Source organism: Streptomyces sp. NBC_00510 (assembly GCA_036013505.1).
Lineage (GTDB): Bacteria > Actinomycetota > Actinomycetes > Streptomycetales > Streptomycetaceae > Actinacidiphila.
The window spans coordinates 8,959,660-8,975,787 of the sequence record CP107851.1 but is presented as its reverse complement, the minus strand read 5'-3'; the positions used below and the strand labels follow the sequence as shown (position 1 = coordinate 8,975,787).

Annotated in this window: 16 protein-coding genes; 8 read left to right on the top strand and 8 right to left on the bottom strand. The window is 72.2% G+C overall.

Going from position 1 to position 16,128, the window contains the following annotated elements; genetic code table 11:
* Positions 1 to 136 precede the first annotated feature (136 nt).
* The 4 genes from OG937_40950 to OG937_40935 all read left to right on the top strand — a co-directional run bounded on the left by OG937_40950 (position 137) and on the right by OG937_40935 (position 2,901).
* Positions 137 to 979 (top strand): GntR family transcriptional regulator, encoded by an 843-nt coding sequence (locus OG937_40950; protein WUD77630.1) that lies wholly within the window; start codon positions 137 to 139, stop codon positions 977 to 979.
* Between the two features lie 99 nt (positions 980 to 1,078).
* A complete protein-coding gene (locus OG937_40945) occupies positions 1,079 to 1,681 on the top strand; it encodes a DUF4328 domain-containing protein (protein WUD77629.1) in 603 nt (200 codons plus the stop codon).
* Positions 1,682 to 1,695: 14 nt separating this feature from the next.
* A complete protein-coding gene (locus tag OG937_40940; protein WUD77628.1) occupies positions 1,696 to 2,430 on the top strand; it encodes a PhzF family phenazine biosynthesis protein in 735 nt (244 codons plus the stop codon).
* A gap of 30 nt (positions 2,431 to 2,460) precedes the next feature.
* Positions 2,461 to 2,901: a DUF5959 family protein gene (locus tag OG937_40935; GenBank protein WUD77627.1), complete on the top strand. Its 441-nt coding sequence runs from the start codon at positions 2,461 to 2,463 to the stop codon at positions 2,899 to 2,901.
* Positions 2,902 to 2,944: 43 nt separating this feature from the next.
* Here OG937_40935 and OG937_40930 read toward each other — a convergent pair whose 3' ends face one another.
* Positions 2,945 to 4,021, bottom strand: coding sequence for a serine/threonine-protein kinase (locus OG937_40930; GenBank protein WUD79037.1), 1,077 nt, complete (start codon positions 4,019 to 4,021; stop codon positions 2,945 to 2,947).
* Between the two features lie 166 nt (positions 4,022 to 4,187).
* Between OG937_40930 and OG937_40925 the strand changes: the two genes are divergently transcribed.
* Positions 4,188 to 4,643 (top strand): hypothetical protein, encoded by a 456-nt coding sequence (locus OG937_40925; protein ID WUD77626.1) that lies wholly within the window; start codon positions 4,188 to 4,190, stop codon positions 4,641 to 4,643.
* 11 nt (positions 4,644 to 4,654) lie between these two features.
* On the opposite strand, the gene OG937_40920 is transcribed toward OG937_40925, so the two are convergent.
* Positions 4,655 to 5,038 carry a hypothetical protein gene (locus OG937_40920; GenBank protein ID WUD77625.1) on the bottom strand — a complete coding sequence of 128 codons (384 nt, stop codon included), beginning with the start codon at positions 5,036 to 5,038 and terminating at the stop codon, positions 4,655 to 4,657.
* 170 nt (positions 5,039 to 5,208) lie between these two features.
* Here OG937_40920 and sigJ point away from each other — a divergent pair, with 170 nt between their 5' ends.
* Entirely contained in the window at positions 5,209 to 6,162 is a 954-nt protein-coding gene (sigJ, locus tag OG937_40915) for an RNA polymerase sigma factor SigJ (protein ID WUD77624.1), read from the top strand.
* A gap of 9 nt (positions 6,163 to 6,171) precedes the next feature.
* Here the strand turns inward: sigJ and OG937_40910 are convergent, their stop codons facing one another.
* The 4 genes from OG937_40910 to OG937_40895 all read right to left on the bottom strand — a co-directional run bounded on the left by OG937_40910 (position 6,172) and on the right by OG937_40895 (position 10,532).
* Complete coding sequence (locus tag OG937_40910; protein WUD77623.1) at positions 6,172 to 6,531, bottom strand: nuclear transport factor 2 family protein; 360 nt, start codon at positions 6,529 to 6,531, stop codon at positions 6,172 to 6,174.
* Between the two features lie 102 nt (positions 6,532 to 6,633).
* Positions 6,634 to 8,277 carry a M4 family metallopeptidase gene (locus OG937_40905; GenBank protein ID WUD77622.1) on the bottom strand — a complete coding sequence of 548 codons (1,644 nt, stop codon included), beginning with the start codon at positions 8,275 to 8,277 and terminating at the stop codon, positions 6,634 to 6,636.
* Positions 8,278 to 8,516: 239 nt separating this feature from the next.
* A complete protein-coding gene (locus OG937_40900) occupies positions 8,517 to 9,299 on the bottom strand; it encodes a crotonase/enoyl-CoA hydratase family protein (GenBank protein ID WUD77621.1) in 783 nt (260 codons plus the stop codon).
* Positions 9,300 to 9,335: 36 nt separating this feature from the next.
* A complete protein-coding gene (locus tag OG937_40895) occupies positions 9,336 to 10,532 on the bottom strand; it encodes an alginate lyase family protein (GenBank protein WUD77620.1) in 1,197 nt (398 codons plus the stop codon).
* Positions 10,533 to 10,826: 294 nt separating this feature from the next.
* Between OG937_40895 and OG937_40890 the strand changes: the two genes are divergently transcribed.
* Positions 10,827 to 11,621, top strand: a complete 795-nt coding sequence (locus OG937_40890; GenBank protein ID WUD77619.1) for an oxidoreductase — start codon at positions 10,827 to 10,829, stop codon at positions 11,619 to 11,621.
* 121 nt (positions 11,622 to 11,742) lie between these two features.
* On the opposite strand, the gene OG937_40885 is transcribed toward OG937_40890, so the two are convergent.
* Together OG937_40885 and OG937_40880 are read right to left on the bottom strand one after the other, a co-directional pair.
* Entirely contained in the window at positions 11,743 to 12,180 is a 438-nt protein-coding gene (locus OG937_40885) for a subtilase-type protease inhibitor (GenBank protein WUD77618.1), read from the bottom strand.
* Between the two features lie 298 nt (positions 12,181 to 12,478).
* The gene (locus OG937_40880) at positions 12,479 to 14,047 is read right to left on the bottom strand and encodes a cellulose binding domain-containing protein (GenBank protein WUD77617.1); all 1,569 of its coding nucleotides are present in this window, start codon (positions 14,045 to 14,047) and stop codon (positions 12,479 to 12,481) included.
* Between the two features lie 263 nt (positions 14,048 to 14,310).
* On the opposite strand from OG937_40880, the gene OG937_40875 reads away from it, so the two are divergent.
* The gene (locus OG937_40875) at positions 14,311 to 16,023 is read left to right on the top strand and encodes a hydrogenase maturation protein (protein ID WUD77616.1); all 1,713 of its coding nucleotides are present in this window, start codon (positions 14,311 to 14,313) and stop codon (positions 16,021 to 16,023) included.
* Positions 16,024 to 16,128: the final 105 nt, after the last annotated feature.

Below are 16,128 nucleotides of genomic sequence, written 5' to 3'. Positions count from 1 at the left end.
AGGGGTCAAGTCCCATGACAGGAAGGGAATTCGGGACGCCGACGGCTCAAGCGATGGCGGAAGGCTGGAGAACTGGTCAGCAACTGGATAGCCTCGGACACACGGCATTGCACGGCCACGGAGAAGGGCGGGGCGCATGACGGGTGAGGCACCGCGGTCACCGCTGAAACGGGAACGGGTCCGCGACCACCTCCTGGAACTCGTGGAGTCCCAGGCACCGGGCACCCCGATCCCCTCGGAGCGCGCCCTGTGCGAGCGGCTCGACGTCTCCCGCCCCACCGTGCGCTCGGCCGTCGACGAACTGGTCACCACCGGCCTGCTCGTCCGGCGCCACGGGAGCGGCATGTTCGTCGCCCCCGCGAAGATCACCCAGGAACTCGCCCAAGGGGAGAACGCCTTCAGCCTGCCGCAGGCCTCCGGCCACTGGCTCAGCCGCGTCCTGGAGTTCGCCACGGTACGGGCCGGCGCCCGCGTCGGCCGCAAGCTCCGCGTGTCGCCCGCCGCGGAGATCGTCTACATCGCCCGCCTCCGCCTCGTCGACGGCGAGCCGATGGCCGTCGAGTACCTGCACGTACCGGCCGACCTGGTGCCGGGGCTGCGCGCCGCCGACATGGAGTCCGGGGACTTCTACGCGTACCTGCGCGAGCGGCACGGCGTCCACGTGCACGAGGCCGTCCAGTCCATCGAACCCACTGTCGCCAACGAGGAGGAGGCCCGGCTGCTGCACGTGCCGGTGCTCTCCCCCGCGCTCCTCTTCGACCGCCTCACCAGTGACGCCGCCGGCCGCCCCGTGGAGTACGTGCACTCCCTCTACCGCGGCGACCGCTACCGCATCGTCTCGCGCCTCTCCCTCGCCGGCTCCGCGCCCGCGGGCCTGCCCGTTCCGGCCGGACACCACCCGGGCATGCCCCCCGACGAACGCGCCGCCCCGGCCGGCACGCTCGCCCACGTGGTGGGGGACGTACAGCCCCGCGGATGAGGGCCCGCAACCCGTACACACGTGCGGCCCTCAACCCCTATGATCACTCCGCTCCCGTGTCCACCGGAGCCGCGCACGACCCGAGACAGGCCATCCACGATGTCCAGCAAGCCCCCCAAATCCCCTTTGCTGCCCGCCCGCTGCGCGCAGGCGGCGATAGCCGCGGCCGCCGTCCTGGACGTGTTCCGGGCGATATACCTGCGGAACAGCGTCCTGCATCCGACGGACGCGACTCGGCACACCTCGGCCCTGTTGTCCCAGGTCTTCATCTATGCGATCGAGCTCGCGATCGTGCTCTTCCTCGTGTGGCTCGCACGGGCACGGCACAACGCGCAGGCGCTGTCCCCGCAGGCCCAGGTCCCGACCCGGGGCTGGACGATCGGCGCCTGGTTCGTCCCGCTGGTCAACCTCTTCGCCCCACGGCAATTCCTCCTCGACATCGCGCGCGCGAGTTCGACGGCCTGGCAGGAGCCGAAGGACAGAAGGCTGGTCAACTTCTGGTGGGCGGCATGGCTCGGGCACGTGCTCGCCCTCCTGGTGACCGGCAATCTGGTACCGGGGTCGCTGGCCCTCCTCCTCATCGCGGAGACGTGCATGATTGCCGCGGCCGTGCTGCTGGACATCCTCATCGAGCGCATTACCACGCTCCAGAGCGCCGCGCTCGGTGCCTCGGTTCCCCTCTCCCCCGTCACGCAGTCATGAGGCAGGCTGCATCCATGACCGGCTACGACATAGTGCGGGTCTTCTGCGGACCCGACGGCGGTCACGGCGACCGGCTGGCCGTGGTGCGTGACGGGAGTACCGTCTCCGACGAGCAGGACCGCGTCGCGTTCGCCCGGCGATCGGGCTTCGCCGAGACCGTGTTCGTGGACGACCCCGAGCGGGGCATCATCGACATCCGCTCCGCGGACGGACGGCTGCCCTTCGCCGGCTCCCCCTGCATGGGCACCGCCTGGCTGCTGGACGCCCCGGAACTGATCACCCCGGCGGGGGTCGTGGGCGTGCGCCTCGACGGCGAGTTCACCTGGCTGGAGGCCAGCCCCGCCTGGGCCCCGCACCGCACCCTGCGGCAGTACGACTCGCCGGAGGAAGTGGACGCCCTGCCCGTACCGCCGCCCGGCGAGTGGGTCTACGCCTGGGCCTGGGAGGACGAGGCCGCCGGACGCGTCCGCGCCCGAGGCTTCCCAGGTCGCGGCGACGGCGTCGACGAGGTCGAGGCCACCGGCTCGGCCGCGCTCCTCCTCACAGACCGCCTCGACCGCTCCCTCAACATCGCCCAGGGCCGCGGCTCCCAGATCCTCACCGCCCCCGCACCGGACGGCCTGGTCGAACTCGGCGGCCGCGTCCACCTGGAGCGCGCCATCCCGGGCACCCCCACACGCACCCGCCCCGCGATCACCCTCGGCACACCGACCTCCTCCCGCCGCCGTATCCACCTGCTCGACCTCTGACCCATGGCCGGGGACCGGACGGTGGACCTCATGTCCCTGACCGACGGGGAGAGCCGTCTCCTCGTCCGGGTGCTGGGGCGGCACATGCCCGGTGTGCTGCCCTGGCACGACGTCCTGGACGCGGAGATCACCGTGACGAGCGGGTTCGCGCAGGGACGCCTGGAAGTGTGCCTCGATCCAGGCGACCTGGACGGCTTCTCCGAAGTCCTGGTCGCGCTCGTCGCCGGAGACGATGCCCGCTGGATGGACGACGGGCGCAGCCCCGGGATCCGGTTCGAACACACCGGAGGGAAAGGGTACGTCTCGGTCGTCGTGACGGACGCCGCCGTATCCGGCACGTCGGTCCGCATCCCGGTAAGGCTGGCCGACGGCTGGGCCGATGAGCACCTCGAGCGCCTGCGGCGGGTGCGCGAGGCATGGCCCCGTGAGGTGGTGGAGACCTCACCGAACGCCTACGAGTGGCGTCGTTGACACGTGCGGCGCGTCGTCGGCTGTAAGACCTCCCCGAGGTCCGTCAGTGAAGGGGGAAGCCGTCCATCCCGCCGAGCCGGCGGATCTCCTCCAGCGGGAACGGGGTCTGCCTGCTCTGACGCTGGAACGAGAGGTTGAAGTCGGACATCACCGCGGCGACTGGCGCGTGCCGGGCGAGGATCGCCGCGGCCACCTCCGGGATCCCCGTGGGGCGGTTGCCCTCCGCGTAGGCGCGCACCAGCGCGTAGCGGCCCTCCCGGTCCTCCCTCCGGAATCCGAACAGGGCGGTGACCAGCCAGTTCACCAGGTATGTGGCGGTGTAACAACGGTCGTAGACCTGGTGCCGGTCGAAGAAGTCGGCTTCCACCTGCGAGAGTTCGAACCCGGAGGACAGGGCGAGGCCGTAGTCCGCGAAGTACAGGCGCCGGCCGTCGGTCAGGATGTTCTCGAAGTGCGCGTCGAAGTGCAGGAGTCCGTGGCTGTTCATGAACGAGGTGCCGGACGCCAGTTCCCTCTCCACCATGGCGCAGGCCCGGTCGGCGGTCTCGTCCCCCGCTTCGATCTGGGTGCCCAGCCACTGGTGCAGGTTCTGCGGGATGTACTCCAGGAAGAGCGCGACGCTCGCCGAGGACTGCTGGAGCGCCTCGATCCGGCGGCGCACCTGCGGTCCGCCGCCCCAGTAGGCGACGGCCCTTTCGATGTCGGCCAGTTCTTCGGGCAGGGGCGTCGAGTCCGGCAGCACCCGCCAGTGGTACATCAGGGGGAAGCCCTCGTGTTCCGCCGCCAGAACCCAGTTCGTCGTCATGGTGTGCACGGCGAGCTCGCGCCAGGCCCCGAAGCCCGTCGCGCCGATGGTGCCGACGCCGTACTGGCAGAAGACGGGCACCTCGAACAGATTCGCCGTGGACCGGACGTGCTCGGGTTGCCTCTCCAGATCGGTGAGCGGCACCCGCTTGACGAAGACCGGGGTTCCGGCGACCTCCAGCAGGGCCGCCTTCCCGCCGATGCCGGACCCGAGCGGCACGGCCGTGTCGACGAGCTCGCGTAGGGCGCGGTCACTGCGCAGGGCCAGGGAGGTGGAGACGGCACCATGGGCGGCCAGGCGCCCACCACGCGACATGTCGGGGCACTTCACCGCAGCCTCCACCTTCGCCTTCCCGCCGAGCGCAACGACCGCACTCTACGGGACGCCCGACGACGGAATTTGGGGGGACCCGGCGCCTCGGCGGACCACCGCCGGGGAAAATCCCTGGCCCCGGCGTTCCGCCCCGTCGCATGATGCCCGCATGGCCGAACGGTTGCGGAACAGCGCATGGCAGTACGTCGCGGGGATCGTGCCCGTCGAGGACCTGCCGATGCTGGCGGCGCACGCGCTCGTGGACGGCGACGATTCGCCGGCACTGCGGGAGCTCGCCGGGCTGTCGCGCCGCGACGACACGGACGTGATCCGCGAGCTGTACCGACGGGCCCTGAGCGAGCTGGGCATCCCGGTGCCGGACGAGGAGACCGCCGGCAGGCGGGCGCTCCTCGATCGTGCGCGGGCGCTCGTCCGGGGTGAGCTGACCGCGGTCGAGGTGGCGTGCGGGCTCTACGCGGCCGCGGCGGACACGCCGGAGGAGACGCACTTCCTCGAAACCGCCGCCTGGTACAGCGAGTGGCTCGACCCCGCGCAACTGCCCGGCTGGGAGCGTGAGCTGCGCGCCGCGGGCCTCAGCTTGGTGACGTCCGCCGGTCGGCCGTGATCGCGGGCCGGCTACGGCCGTCGGGCGTAGAACACGTGTCCCAGCGCCAGCACGCTCAGGCCGAACATCAGGACGCCCAGGGGGACATGGAGCGACGGTATGTGGGCGATGCCCATCACCACCTGTGCCGAGGCGAGGACGAGGAAGCCGGAGGCGTACAGGATGGGGCGGGGCGATCCGCCGCCCGGCCGCCACGCGAGGATCGCGGCGAGCACGTACAGCATCGACGCGCCGTACATCACGCGCGCTCCCACACTGTGCAGCGCCTCGCCGTGGGACGAAGACAGCAGAATTCCGGCGGTGACCGCCTGGAAGAAGATCGCCGCGGTCTGCAGGACGATAGCGAGCTGGAGGAACGTGAGGCTGCGGTGTTCTGCTGTTGTCTGTGTGGCCATGACGCGGTCCCTCTTCTGTCGCACGGGTGCGGATCGGTACTGTCCCGTCAGTCCGACGACCTGGGCCCGTGAACTGTCAGGCGGGGCACCGGCCTGACGAACGGGGGCGGTGTCCCGTCGAAGTGGCGAGAGCGGATTCGGACAGGACGAACCAGGGAGCGGTTGCAACCATGAGCACCCCATCGCAGCCAGGGCACGACCGGACCGAGCCGGACCTGGCCGCGGTCGTCGGCGAGCGGCGCCATCTCATCAACCTCGCCTACCGGCTGCTCGGATCGCTGGCCGAGGCCGAGGACGCCGTGCAGGAGACCTACGCCCGCTGGTACGCGATGTCGCGGCAGCAGCAGGAGGCCATCGAGTCGCCCGGCGCCTGGCTGACGACGGTGGCCAGTCGCGTCTGCCTGGACCTGCTCGGCTCGGCCCGCGTCCGGCGCGAGCGCTACGTCGGCTCCTGGATACCCGAGCCGCTGCCCGACCGTTCGGAGTGGACCGGCGGGCCTGCCGTCGGGGCCGGGGCGGAGTCGGCCGACCCCGCCGACCGGGTCACCCTGGACGAGTCGGTGACCATGGCCTTCCTGGTCGTGCTGGAGTCGATGACGCCGGCCGAACGCGTGGCGTTCGTCCTGCACGACGTCTTCCGGTTCCCCTTCCCCGAGGTCGCCGGGATCGTCGGCCGGACGCCGGCGGCCTGCCGGCAGCTGGCGTACTCGGCCCGCCGGCGTGTTCGCGACGCGCGGGACCCGGCGGTGCCGGCTGCCGGACAGGCCGGTGTGGTGCGGCACTTCAAGGAGGCCTGGGAGGCCGCGGACATCAAGGCCCTCGTCGGCCTCCTCGACCCCGGTGCCACGATGGTCGCGGACGGGGGCGGGCTGGTCGGCACCGTCCTGCGCCCGGTCGAAGGCGGCGAGCGCATCGCCCAGTACCTGGTCCACATCGCCGCCAGGTCGCCGGGGCTGACGCTCCTGGAGCGGACGGTCAACGGCCGGCCCGGCCTGGTGGCCCAGCACGCCGGGGTCACCGTCACCGTGGCGGCGTTCGGCGTCACCGGCGGCCGCGTCACCCGCATCTGGGCGGTCCGCAACCCGGACAAGCTCCGGCCGTGGACGGCGAGCGGATCCGCCTGACGACGCCGCTCAGGCGACGTCCGCGCTGCCCTCGCGGTAGACCTTCGCCGAGGCGATGCGGCCGTCCCGGAGTTCGTAGAAGGCGGCGATGGGGCAGGTGCGGCGCTCGCCGCGGTAGGTGAGGGTCTCGGTCATCTGGCAGGCCGCGCGGTCGCCCGCGGCGATGAGGTCGTGCACCTCCAGCGTGGGGAGCAGCCCGCGCATCGCCTCGTCGAAGAGACCGGTCAGCGCGGCGCGGCCGCGCACCGTGGTGGTGCCGGTGATCCACACGGCGTCGTCGGTGAAGCCGGCGAGGAGCGTGTCCAGGTCGCGTGCGTTGAAGGCCGCTACGTGCGCGTGTATCGCCGCCGCGGCGTCAGTGGTGGTCACGGGTGCCAGTGTGCCAGGGCCCCGCGGGACCGACCTGGCAGTGGTCGGTCCCGCGGGGCGGGTGGTGCGGTCACGGCGTCGGTGCCGGTCCCGGCGTCGGTGTCAGTTGACGTTGACGGCGGACCAAGCGGCGGCCACGGCGGTGTACTCGGCGCTCGACGCGCCGTAGAGGTCGGTGGCGGCCTTGAGGGTGGCGGTGCGGGCGCCCGCGTAGTTGGTGCCGGAGGTCATGTAGACCGTGAGGGCGCGGTACCAGATCTTGCCGAGCTTGTCGCGGCCGATGCCGCCCATCGTGGAGCCGTTGCAGGTGGGGCTGTCGTAGCTGACGCCGTTGATGGTCCTGGCGCCGCTGCCCTCGGCCAGCAGGTAGGCGAAGTGGTTGGCGACGCCGGAGGAGTAGTGGACGTCGAGGTTGCCGACGCCCGAGCTCCAGCAGTCGGCGGAACTGCCGTCCTTGGAGGGCTTGTCCATGAAGCGCAGCGCTGCCTTGCCGAAGCCGGACTTCACGATGCGCTCGCCGATGAGGTAGTCCCCGGTGTCGGAGGCGTTGCCCGCGTACCACTCCACCAGCGTGCCGAAGATGTCCGAGGTGGCCTCGTTGAGGCCGCCGGACTCCCCGGAGTAGGTGAGGCCCGCGGTCCGCGAGGTGACCCCGTGGGACATCTCGTGCCCGGCGACGTCGAGGGCGACCAGCGGCCCGAAGGTGGTGCCGTCACCGTCGCCGTAGGTCATGCAGAAGCAGCTGTCGTCCCAGAAGGCGTTGTTGTAGTTGTTGCCGTAGTGGACGCGGTTGTACGAGCCCTTGCCGTCGCCGGCGATGCCGCTGCGGCCGTGGACGGTCTTGTAGTAGTCCCAGGTCTCGTCGGTGCCGTACTGGGCGTCGACGGCGGCCGTCGCGCGGTCGGCGGTGGTGCCGGTGCCCCAGTGGTTGTCGGCGTCGGTGAAGAGGACCGCGGGGGCCCGGGAGAAGCAGATGCCGAAGATGCACAGGTCGGTCTTGTTCTGCGCGTCGCCGGTGTAGGTGTTGCCGCGGGTGGGGTCCTTCAGCTGGTAGGTGCTGCCGCTGAGGGTGGTCTCCAGGGACACGGTGCCGCCGTACAGGGACTTGCCGTCCCCGGCGGCGGTCTCCAGGGCGTCCCAGGCGTCGATGCGGGCGCCGGTGAGGGCGTCGGTGAGGACGATGCGGGCGGCGGGGTTGCCCAGGCTGTCGAGGCCGACGGCGGTGGTGCGCCAGGCCAGCCGGGGCGTGCCGTGCAGCGCGTCGACGACGAGCTGCGGCTTGGCCTTGGCCTGCCGGAACGTGGTCCCGCGGTGGGCGGAACGGAGCGCGGCCAGGCCCTTGTCGGCGGCGGTCGCGGCCTTGACGGCGGGGGTGGTGCTCGGGACGGCGAGGTCGGAGCGGGTGGCCCGCTCGGCGCCCTCGTAGGCACCGCCCGGGGCGAGGTGGACGACGAGGTCGCCGCCGAGGACCGGCAGTCCGCGGTAGGTCCGGTCGTAGCGGACGTGCTGGGCGCCGTCCGTGTCGGTGACGACGTCGCGGACGGTACGGCCCTGCGCGGACGTGAGGGAAAGCCGGCCGGCGTTGGCCGTGACGGCGGCGTCGGCGCGGGCGACGCCGGTGGCCCGGGAGGGGAGGTCACGTCCGGACGCGGACGCCGCGGAGGGCGTCAGGAGGGCGGCCGTGACGGCGGTCGCGGCGAGCGCCGCGGATATGGCGGTCGCGGCACGTCTGGTGCTGGGCTGCATCGTGCTCCTCTGGTGGGGGGCGTGCGCGGTCCCCGCATCTGCGTCCGGCCACGGTGGGGCGGGCCCGGGTGCGGAGGTGAGGCGGTGCCAGATTTAAGTGCCCATGACATACGGATGTCCAGAGCGCGTCCGTGGTCCACACACGGGAACCGGCCGAACCACACACGGCGGACACGCGATGGGCGCGGGTCAGGCGGACGACCGGCGCGGATCGGCCCCCGTCGGACGTTCCGCGCCGGTCAGCTCACCTCGAACGCGCCGTGCCTCCCGGCCCCCGCCGAGAAGCGCGCCGCGCCCTCCCCCGCTTCCGCGAGGGACACCCGGCCGTGCCGCAACTCGGCCTCGAGCGCGGCCGTTTCCCCCAGCCCCTCGGCCTCCAGCACCGCGAGCCGGTCGTGCCGTACGCAGGTCTGCGGGAAGGCCGCGATCTCCGCGGCGAGCCCCTCGGCGGCGGCGCGCGCCCCGCCGGCCGGGACGACCCGGTTGACCAGACCCATGGCGTACGCCTCGGCAGCGTCGACCGGACGGCCCGTCAGGATCAGGTCCATCGCGCGGGAGGTGCCGATCAGCCTCGGCAGCCGTACCGTCCCGCCGTCGATCAGGGGCACGCCCCAGCGCCGGCAGAACACCCCGAGCACGGCGTCCTCCTCGGCGACCCGCAGGTCGCACCAGAGGGCCAGTTCCAGGCCGCCGGCCACCGCGTGACCCGAGATCGCCGCGATGACCGGCTTGCCCAGCCGCAGGCGGGTGGGCCCCATCGGGCCGTCACCGCCGTCCCCGCTTTCCCCCACGTCGGTCACCTCGTTGCCGCGCGGGGTGCCGATGGCCTTGAGGTCGGCACCCGCACAGAAGGTGCCGCCCTCGCCCCACAACACGGCGACCGAGGTGCCGGGGTCGGCGTCGAACTCGCGGAAGGCGTCGGCCAGCTCGCGCGCCGTCGGGCCGTCGACGGCGTTGCGCGCCTCGGGGCGCGAGAGCACCACCGTGGTGACGGGTCCGCTGCGCTCGACACGTACGGGCATGGCCTGTTCCCTCCGCCGCCGGTCACCTCTGCCTGGTCAGGAGAGGTTATCGCCGTGGGTCAGGGTCTCCCAGGCGACGAAGAGGTTGTTGCTGCCGGCCGGGCGCTGGGACTCGGTGAGCGCCTGGGTGTTGGTCATGGCGTAGCCGAGCCGGTTGTGGATCGCGTTGTAGCCGACCTCGGTGACCGGTCCGAGCCCCAGGTTGAGGTGCCCGCCGCACAGCCAGGACGGCACGGCCTCGCCCCGCTGGTACTTGGACTGGAAGCCCAGCGCCTGCCGGAGCCGTTCGCCGACCTGCGGGTAGAGGTCCTCGCCCTGGATGCGGCTGGTCTCCGCGACGTGCGAGATCGACGAGATGCCGTAGCCGGTGTGCGTGAAGTCGCGGCAGGTCTCCTGGGTCAGACCGGTCACGAAGGTGGACTGGCCCTGCCAGTAGCCGACGATCTCGTCGCGGGTGTCGAGCCCGCTGCCGGGCACGGTCTTGGGCAGCGCGCCGTCGGTGTCCAGGTAGACGTACGCGGCGACCCGGTTGAGGTAGCGGGTCACGGCCTTGTCGTACGAGGTGCGGTCGTCGAGGAAGACGGAGATGCCGACGGCGGCCTCCATCATGCTGAGTTCCCAGTTGCCGTTGCTCTTCGAGCCGTTGATGACCTCGGGGAGGTAGACGTTGCGCAGCATGGTGGCGAAGCGGTTCACGTTCGGCCAGCCGGTGTACGTGTAGCGGATGATCTCCGCCGCGCGCGGCCACACCGAGCCCGCCCAGCCGGTCTGCAGCGGGGCGTTGCTGTTGGTGTGGTCGGTGATGGTGGCCGACCAGGCGTCCATCAGCTGGATCGCCTTCTGCGCGTACTTGGCGTCACGGGTGATGTACCAGGCCAGCGCGTTGGTGTAGGCGGCGATCGCGTCCTCGCGCTCGTCGGTGCAGCCGTAGTTGGGGTTGGAGTAGGAGCCGCACTCGACGACCGCGCGCGGCTTGGGGGTGCGCGACTGCGAGGCGTACGCCGACGCCATCATCTGGTCGTACGCGCCCTTCCAGGGCTGCGCTCCGGCCTGCACCTTGCCGCGTGCGAAGTCGAGTTGGGCTCGGCTGACCAGGACGCCGGGGTGGCTGAAGGCAGCCGGCGCGGCGTCGGCCCGACCGCTGCCGGGCAACGCGGTCAGGAGGGCGGCGACCAGCGCCGCGACGAGGGCGAAGACGCCCTTGGTGAGGAGACCTTGTGACCTGTGGGACATGGGGGGACGCCTTCCCAGGAGACGGCATGTTCACATGGGTGAACCATGGATGCACCCGTGAACACTGCGATTGACGGATGACGGTAGGACTAGACCAATGCCCCGTCAAGTCCCCTGTCGTGCACGGCTGATACCTGCTACCGCGACGCGCACGGCTCCGCGGTGCCGGCGGGGCGTGAGGACACGTATCTGACCCACCCTCACACCCGGCCTCCGCCCGGCGGCGCTCCGATGGCGGGCCCTCCTCCCCTCCCCCAGGCTCGATACACATGCGCCCATCCCGAAGGGGTCCCCATGGAACTGCAGCTTCAGGGCAAGGTCGCGGTGGTCACCGGAGCCGGACGGGGCATCGGCCTGACGGTGACGGAGACGCTCGCGCGTGAGGGCGTGCGCGTCGTCGCGGGCAGCCGCAGCGTCACCCCGCAGACGCGAGCCCTCCAGGACGCCTACGAGGTGACCCCCGTGGCCGTCGACCTCTCCACCCCGGACGGCCCCGCCGAGCTCGTACGGCAGGCCGCGGAACGCTACGGAGCCGTCGACATCCTGGTCAACAACGTAGGCTCCGGGACGTCCCGCAGCAGCTTCCTGGAGGTGGACGACGCGGAGTGGCGGCGCGTCTTCGAGATCTCCTTCTTCAGCGCGGTCCGCGCCACCCGCGCCGCACTCCCCCACATGGTGGCGGCGGGCGGCGGCGCGATCGTGAACATCACGTCCGTCAACGCGCGCCTCCCCTTCCCCATGGTCGTGGACTACTCGGCCGCCAAGGCCGCGCTGGCGAACCTGACGAAGTCACTGTCCGAGGAGTTCGCCCCGCGGGGCGTCCGCGTCAACGCGGTCGCCCCCGGTCCCGTCCGCACGCCCTTCTGGACCGCCCCCGGGGCCTTCGCCGACCAGACGGCCGCGGCGGCCGGGACCAGCGCCCAGGAGGCCCTGGACGAGGTCGTGCCGCGCACCATGGGCATCTCCACGGGGCGGGTCACCGAGCCCGAGGAGGTCGCCGCCCTGGTCGCCTTCCTCGCCTCGCCCGTCGCGGGCAACATCACGGGCGCCGAGTTCACCATCGACGGCGGCCAGATCAAGACGACCTGACACCCCGCCACAGCGGCAACACGGAAAACAGGGGCGGCCGACCCCGTCCCACGAGTCGGCCGCCCCCTCACAGGGCTCTCCCCCACGGTGAACCCCGTGGCCTTGGTTCACGGCATCGGCGTCAGAAGGCGAAGACGCCGGCCGTGTCGCTGCCGCGCAGCATGCACGGGTTGCCGAAGGTCTGCGCGAAGGTGACGCGCCGGCCTTCCCAGACCCCGTCGGCGGTGACCACGACCGGGTCCCACACCCGGGTGCAGGTCACGCCCCCGGCGCCGGCCGTCATCGCCGCGAAGTCCCCGTGGACCGCGGTGAGCTCCGCGCAGGCGGCCACCGGGTCCGGGTGGTCCCCGTACGGGGTGGGCTTGCACCGCAGCACGACCGCGCGCTGTATCGTCGCCGTCGCGGGGTCTTCCCCCTTCCCCACGGACAGGACGAGCGCGGACGGCGCGTACAGGCTCGTCGCCCCGGTCGGACGGGCCTCCGCCGAGCCGGCCGCGACCCCCGCCGAACACACCGCCGCCACCAGGGCCAGGCAGGTCCCCACCGCACTGAACCGCATAGCGAACACTCCTTCGGCACTTGATCCGGATATCGGACGTCGAGGAGTCTTGTGCATCGAACGCCCGCTCGTCACATCGCTCCGCGACTTTCGGTCACCGGTTGTTCACAATGCGTACTATCCGTTGTGTCGCACTTGCGGTGGGCTGGGCGTCCGGGTGAATGGACTCAGCGGAGCCGGGGCCTCCGTGAAAGCGCCTTCACGGATCGACACATCGTCTCCACATCGGCCGGAAAGCAGCGGGCCGCCGCCGTGTTCTCCACACGACGGCGGCCCGTGGGGGCGGTCCCGAGGGGTGCTAGCCCGTGTAGCCCGCGAAGATCCGTGAGAACTCGTACGGGGACTGCGGGATGTTGGTGCACATGTAGAGCGCGCCGGTGCAGGCGTTGCGGTCCCGGGTCGTCTCCCAGAAGGCGAGCAGACCAAGGTGCTTGCCCTGGGCGAAGCTCACCAACTGGCGGGCGTCGGCCTGGTCGTAGATCCGGCCGTCGTCGTTCTGCCCGAGCATCGGGGTGACGCCCACCATCGCCCACAGCTGGGCGTCGGACTTGCCGGGGTAGAGCGACTTGAGCTGGGTGAAGGTGCTATTGGCCGCCTGGATCGCCGCGTCGCCGTAGTCGGCGCTGCGGTAGTAGTCCATCGCCATGATGTTGACGACGTCGAGGTTCACCCCGGCGTCCCGGGCCGAGCGCACGACGCCCAGACCGTCCGCCGTGAGCCCCTCCGGCAGGACGGGCAGGGTGAGCGATATCCGCAGCCCCGGGTGGGCCTGCTGGAGGCGGGCCAGTGCCTGGGAGCGGCGGGCGACGGACGCCGGGTCGGCAGTGGCGGCGCCCTCGATGTCGAAGTCGGCGTACGTCAGGCCGTAGGCGTTGACCACCGCGTTGTACTCGGCGTACAACGCGTCGACGGAGCCGCAGGCCTGCGCGAGTTCGATGCCGCTGGCACCGCCGAAGGAGATCTTGACGTCACCGCCGGCCGCGCGGATCGCGTCGATCTGGTCCTTGTTCCAGGCGTCGCGCGGGTCATAGGCGTTGAACCACATCGCCTTGCAGGACGAGGCGGTGATGAAGGCCATCGTGAAGCTCTTCAGGCCGCCGGCCGAGGACAGCGTGGTGAGGCTGGGCGTCGGCCAGGCGCCCATGTCGACGTACGGCGCGGTTCGCACGCCGCCCGGGGGCGGGTTGGTGCCGCCGGAGGTGGTCGTGCCGCTGACGGCGGTGCTGTACGCGGAGGTGTTGCCCGCCGCGTCCTTGGCGCGGACCCGGAAGGAGTAGCCGGTGCTCGCCTGCAGCCCGCCGGCGGTGTACGAGGTGCCGGTCACGGCGACGGGCACGCCGCCGTCCCGGGAGACCTCGTAGCCGGCGACGCTGCCGGAGTTGTCGGTGGAGGCCGTCCAGCGGACGGTGAGGGAGGAGGAGGTGGCCGAGCCGACGCTCACCCCGCCGGGGACGCTGGGCGCGGTGGTGTCCGGTCCGCCGCCGGTGCCCGTGCAGGACCCGCCGTTGAGCTTGCAGTTCGCGGGCGCCCCGGTGCCCGAGGAGACCCAGCCGAAGGCAGCGGTCGCGCCGGGCGCGAGGGTGCCGTTGTAGTCGCGGTTCTTGAAGGTGTAGTGACTGCCGCTCTGGGTCATCAGGGTGTCCCAGTACGAGCCGACGCTCGTCCCGGACGGCAGGTCGAACTCGACGGTCCATCCACTGAGCGTGGTGGTGCCGCCGTTGGTGATCGTGTACTGCCCCTGGTATCCGGTCTCCCAGGTGGACGTCTTGACGAATGCCGCGCTCGGCGCCGCCGCGGCGGCGGGCGGGGCGAGGAGCAGGACGAGCGCTCCGACGAGCGCGGTGACCAGGGCCAGAGTTCTTCGCATCCGGGCCTCCCGTGGGGGGAACGCGCAGTTGGTCTGCACCAAATGCATCTGGTGTAGACCTATCGAGTTGATGCGTTCGCGTCAATACGCGGAACGGTCCGGGATCGCGGAGCCACACCCCCTGAGTGGCGGCCGCCCGGTGGCAACCGGGTGAACCGCAGCCGGGCCGCACCCGCGGACACCCGCGGGGCAGGCATCATCGCTGAAGGCCGGGGCCGGTGCTCCCCCCTCCCCGATCGTGCCGGGCGGCCCGGGAGGTCGTCATGCACATCCTGCTCATGGCGTCGGCGTTCAACAGCCTGACGCAGCGCATGTACGCGGAACTCGGCGAGCTGGGCCACACCGTCGCCGTGGAGGTGACACCGGACGGCGACGCCATGCGCACGGCGCTCGCCCGCCACGAGCCGGAACTCGTCGTGGCACCCATGCTCAAGGCGGCGATCCCCGCGGACGTCAGGACCGCCCGCACCTGCCTCGTCGTGCACCCGGGACCACCCGGCGACCGCGGCCCCGCCTCCCTGGACCGTGCCGTCCAGGAGGGCGTCGCCGCATGGGGCGTGACGGTCCTGCAGGCCGAGGAGGAGATGGACGCGGGTCCGGTCTGGGCCGCGGTGGACTGCGCGGTGCCCCCGGTCGGCAAGAGCGACCTGTACCGGGGCGAGATCTCGGACGCCGCCGTGGAGGCCGTCCTGCTGGCCGTCGACCGGTTCGCGACGGGCGCGTACGTCCCGCGGCAGCAGGGCGACCCGGCCCTCGGAGCGGTCGTCCGCATCCGCCCCGCCCTCGGCCAGGACGAGCGCCGCATCGACTGGGCCGCCGACCCGACCACGACCGTGCTGCGCAAGCTGCGCGCCGCCGACTCGCGGCCCGGCGTCCTGGACGAGCTCCTCGGCGCCCGCTGGTTCCTGCACGGCGGCCACCCCGAGGACCGGCTGCGCGGCGAGCCGGGGCGGCTGCTGGCCACCCGCGCGGGCGCGGTCTGCCGGGCCACCCGCGACGGCGCCGTGTGGATCCCCCGGCTGCGGCCCCGTCCTGCCCCCGGCGGCCCGCCCACCTTCGCGCTGCCCGCCGTCACCGCCCTCGGCGCGCTCCTGCCGCCGCTGCCGGAGGAACCGTTGCCCCCGGAGCTCGCCGGCGACCGTGCCACCTGGGCCGACATCCGCTACCGCGAGGACGGCGCGGCGGGCGTCCTGTCGTTCACGTTCGCGGGCGGCGCGATGTCCGCCGCCGACTGCCGCCGGCTCCTCGCTGCGTACCGCCACGCCTGCACGCGGCCCACCTCGGTGCTCGTGCTGGGCGGCGCCCGGGACGTCTTCTCCAACGGCATCGACCTCAAGGCCATCGAGGCCGCCGCGGACCCGGGCGCCGAGTCCTGGGCCAACATCACCGCCATCGACGACCTGGTCGAGGCGGTCCTGACCACCACCGACCGCCTGGTGGTCGCCGCGCTCGGCGGCAACGCGGGCGCGGGCGGCGTGATGCTCGCCCTCGCCGCCGACGAGGTCTGGTGCCGCCAGGGCGCGGTGCTCAACCCGCACTACCGCCTGATGGGCCTGTACGGCTCCGAGTACTGGACGTACACCCTGCCCCGCCGGGTCGGCCCCGCCATGACCGCGCGCCTGACGGAGCAGGCGCTCCCGGTCGGCGCGGCCGCCGCCCTGCGGATCGGCCTGGTGGACCGGCTGCTGATGTGCGGCCCGCAGGAGTTCGGCGCCGACGTCGCCCGCCTCGCGGCCCGCCTGGCCCGTACGGCCGGGACCCAGCCCAGGATCGTCGCCAAGAAGGCGGAGGCCGAGCGCCGCGAGGCGGAGCGCCCCCTGGCGTCCCACCGCGCCGAGGAGCTGTCCCGCATGCGCGAGGCCTTCTTCGACCCCCGATCCCCGTACCACGCCCTCCGCTCCGCCTTCGTCCACCGTCGCACCCCCGCCGGCACCCCACCGCACCTGCGGGAGGCGCCGGCGGCCTCCTGCCCCTGAGGCGCGGCCGCGCGAATGGCGGGGCGGTCACCGTATTGGCCCTCTTCGACGTCCCCTCCCGGCGAGCCACTCGCTATCAAGGGGGATAGATGCCTTTATGTGGCA

What these genes read in the sequence shown, in the direction of transcription:
- OG937_40950 (WUD77630.1), top strand. Translation starts at nt 137, where the DNA reads ATGACGGGTGAGGCACCGCGGTCACCGCTGAAACGGGAACGGGTCCGC.
- OG937_40945 (WUD77629.1), top strand. Translation starts at nt 1,079, where the DNA reads ATGTCCAGCAAGCCCCCCAAATCCCCTTTGCTGCCCGCCCGCTGCGCG.
- OG937_40940 (WUD77628.1), top strand. Translation starts at nt 1,696, where the DNA reads ATGACCGGCTACGACATAGTGCGGGTCTTCTGCGGACCCGACGGCGGT.
- OG937_40935 (WUD77627.1), top strand. Translation starts at nt 2,461, where the DNA reads ATGTCCCTGACCGACGGGGAGAGCCGTCTCCTCGTCCGGGTGCTGGGG.
- OG937_40930 (WUD79037.1), bottom strand. Translation starts at nt 4,021, where the DNA reads ATGTCGCGTGGTGGGCGCCTGGCCGCCCATGGTGCCGTCTCCACCTCC.
- OG937_40925 (WUD77626.1), top strand. Translation starts at nt 4,188, where the DNA reads ATGGCCGAACGGTTGCGGAACAGCGCATGGCAGTACGTCGCGGGGATC.
- OG937_40920 (WUD77625.1), bottom strand. Translation starts at nt 5,038, where the DNA reads ATGGCCACACAGACAACAGCAGAACACCGCAGCCTCACGTTCCTCCAG.
- sigJ (WUD77624.1), top strand. Translation starts at nt 5,209, where the DNA reads ATGAGCACCCCATCGCAGCCAGGGCACGACCGGACCGAGCCGGACCTG.
- OG937_40905 (WUD77622.1), bottom strand. Translation starts at nt 8,277, where the DNA reads ATGCAGCCCAGCACCAGACGTGCCGCGACCGCCATATCCGCGGCGCTC.
- OG937_40900 (WUD77621.1), bottom strand. Translation starts at nt 9,299, where the DNA reads ATGCCCGTACGTGTCGAGCGCAGCGGACCCGTCACCACGGTGGTGCTC.
- OG937_40895 (WUD77620.1), bottom strand. Translation starts at nt 10,532, where the DNA reads ATGTCCCACAGGTCACAAGGTCTCCTCACCAAGGGCGTCTTCGCCCTC.
- OG937_40890 (WUD77619.1), top strand. Translation starts at nt 10,827, where the DNA reads ATGGAACTGCAGCTTCAGGGCAAGGTCGCGGTGGTCACCGGAGCCGGA.
- OG937_40885 (WUD77618.1), bottom strand. Translation starts at nt 12,180, where the DNA reads ATGCGGTTCAGTGCGGTGGGGACCTGCCTGGCCCTGGTGGCGGCGGTG.
- OG937_40880 (WUD77617.1), bottom strand. Translation starts at nt 14,047, where the DNA reads ATGCGAAGAACTCTGGCCCTGGTCACCGCGCTCGTCGGAGCGCTCGTC.
- OG937_40875 (WUD77616.1), top strand. Translation starts at nt 14,311, where the DNA reads ATGCACATCCTGCTCATGGCGTCGGCGTTCAACAGCCTGACGCAGCGC.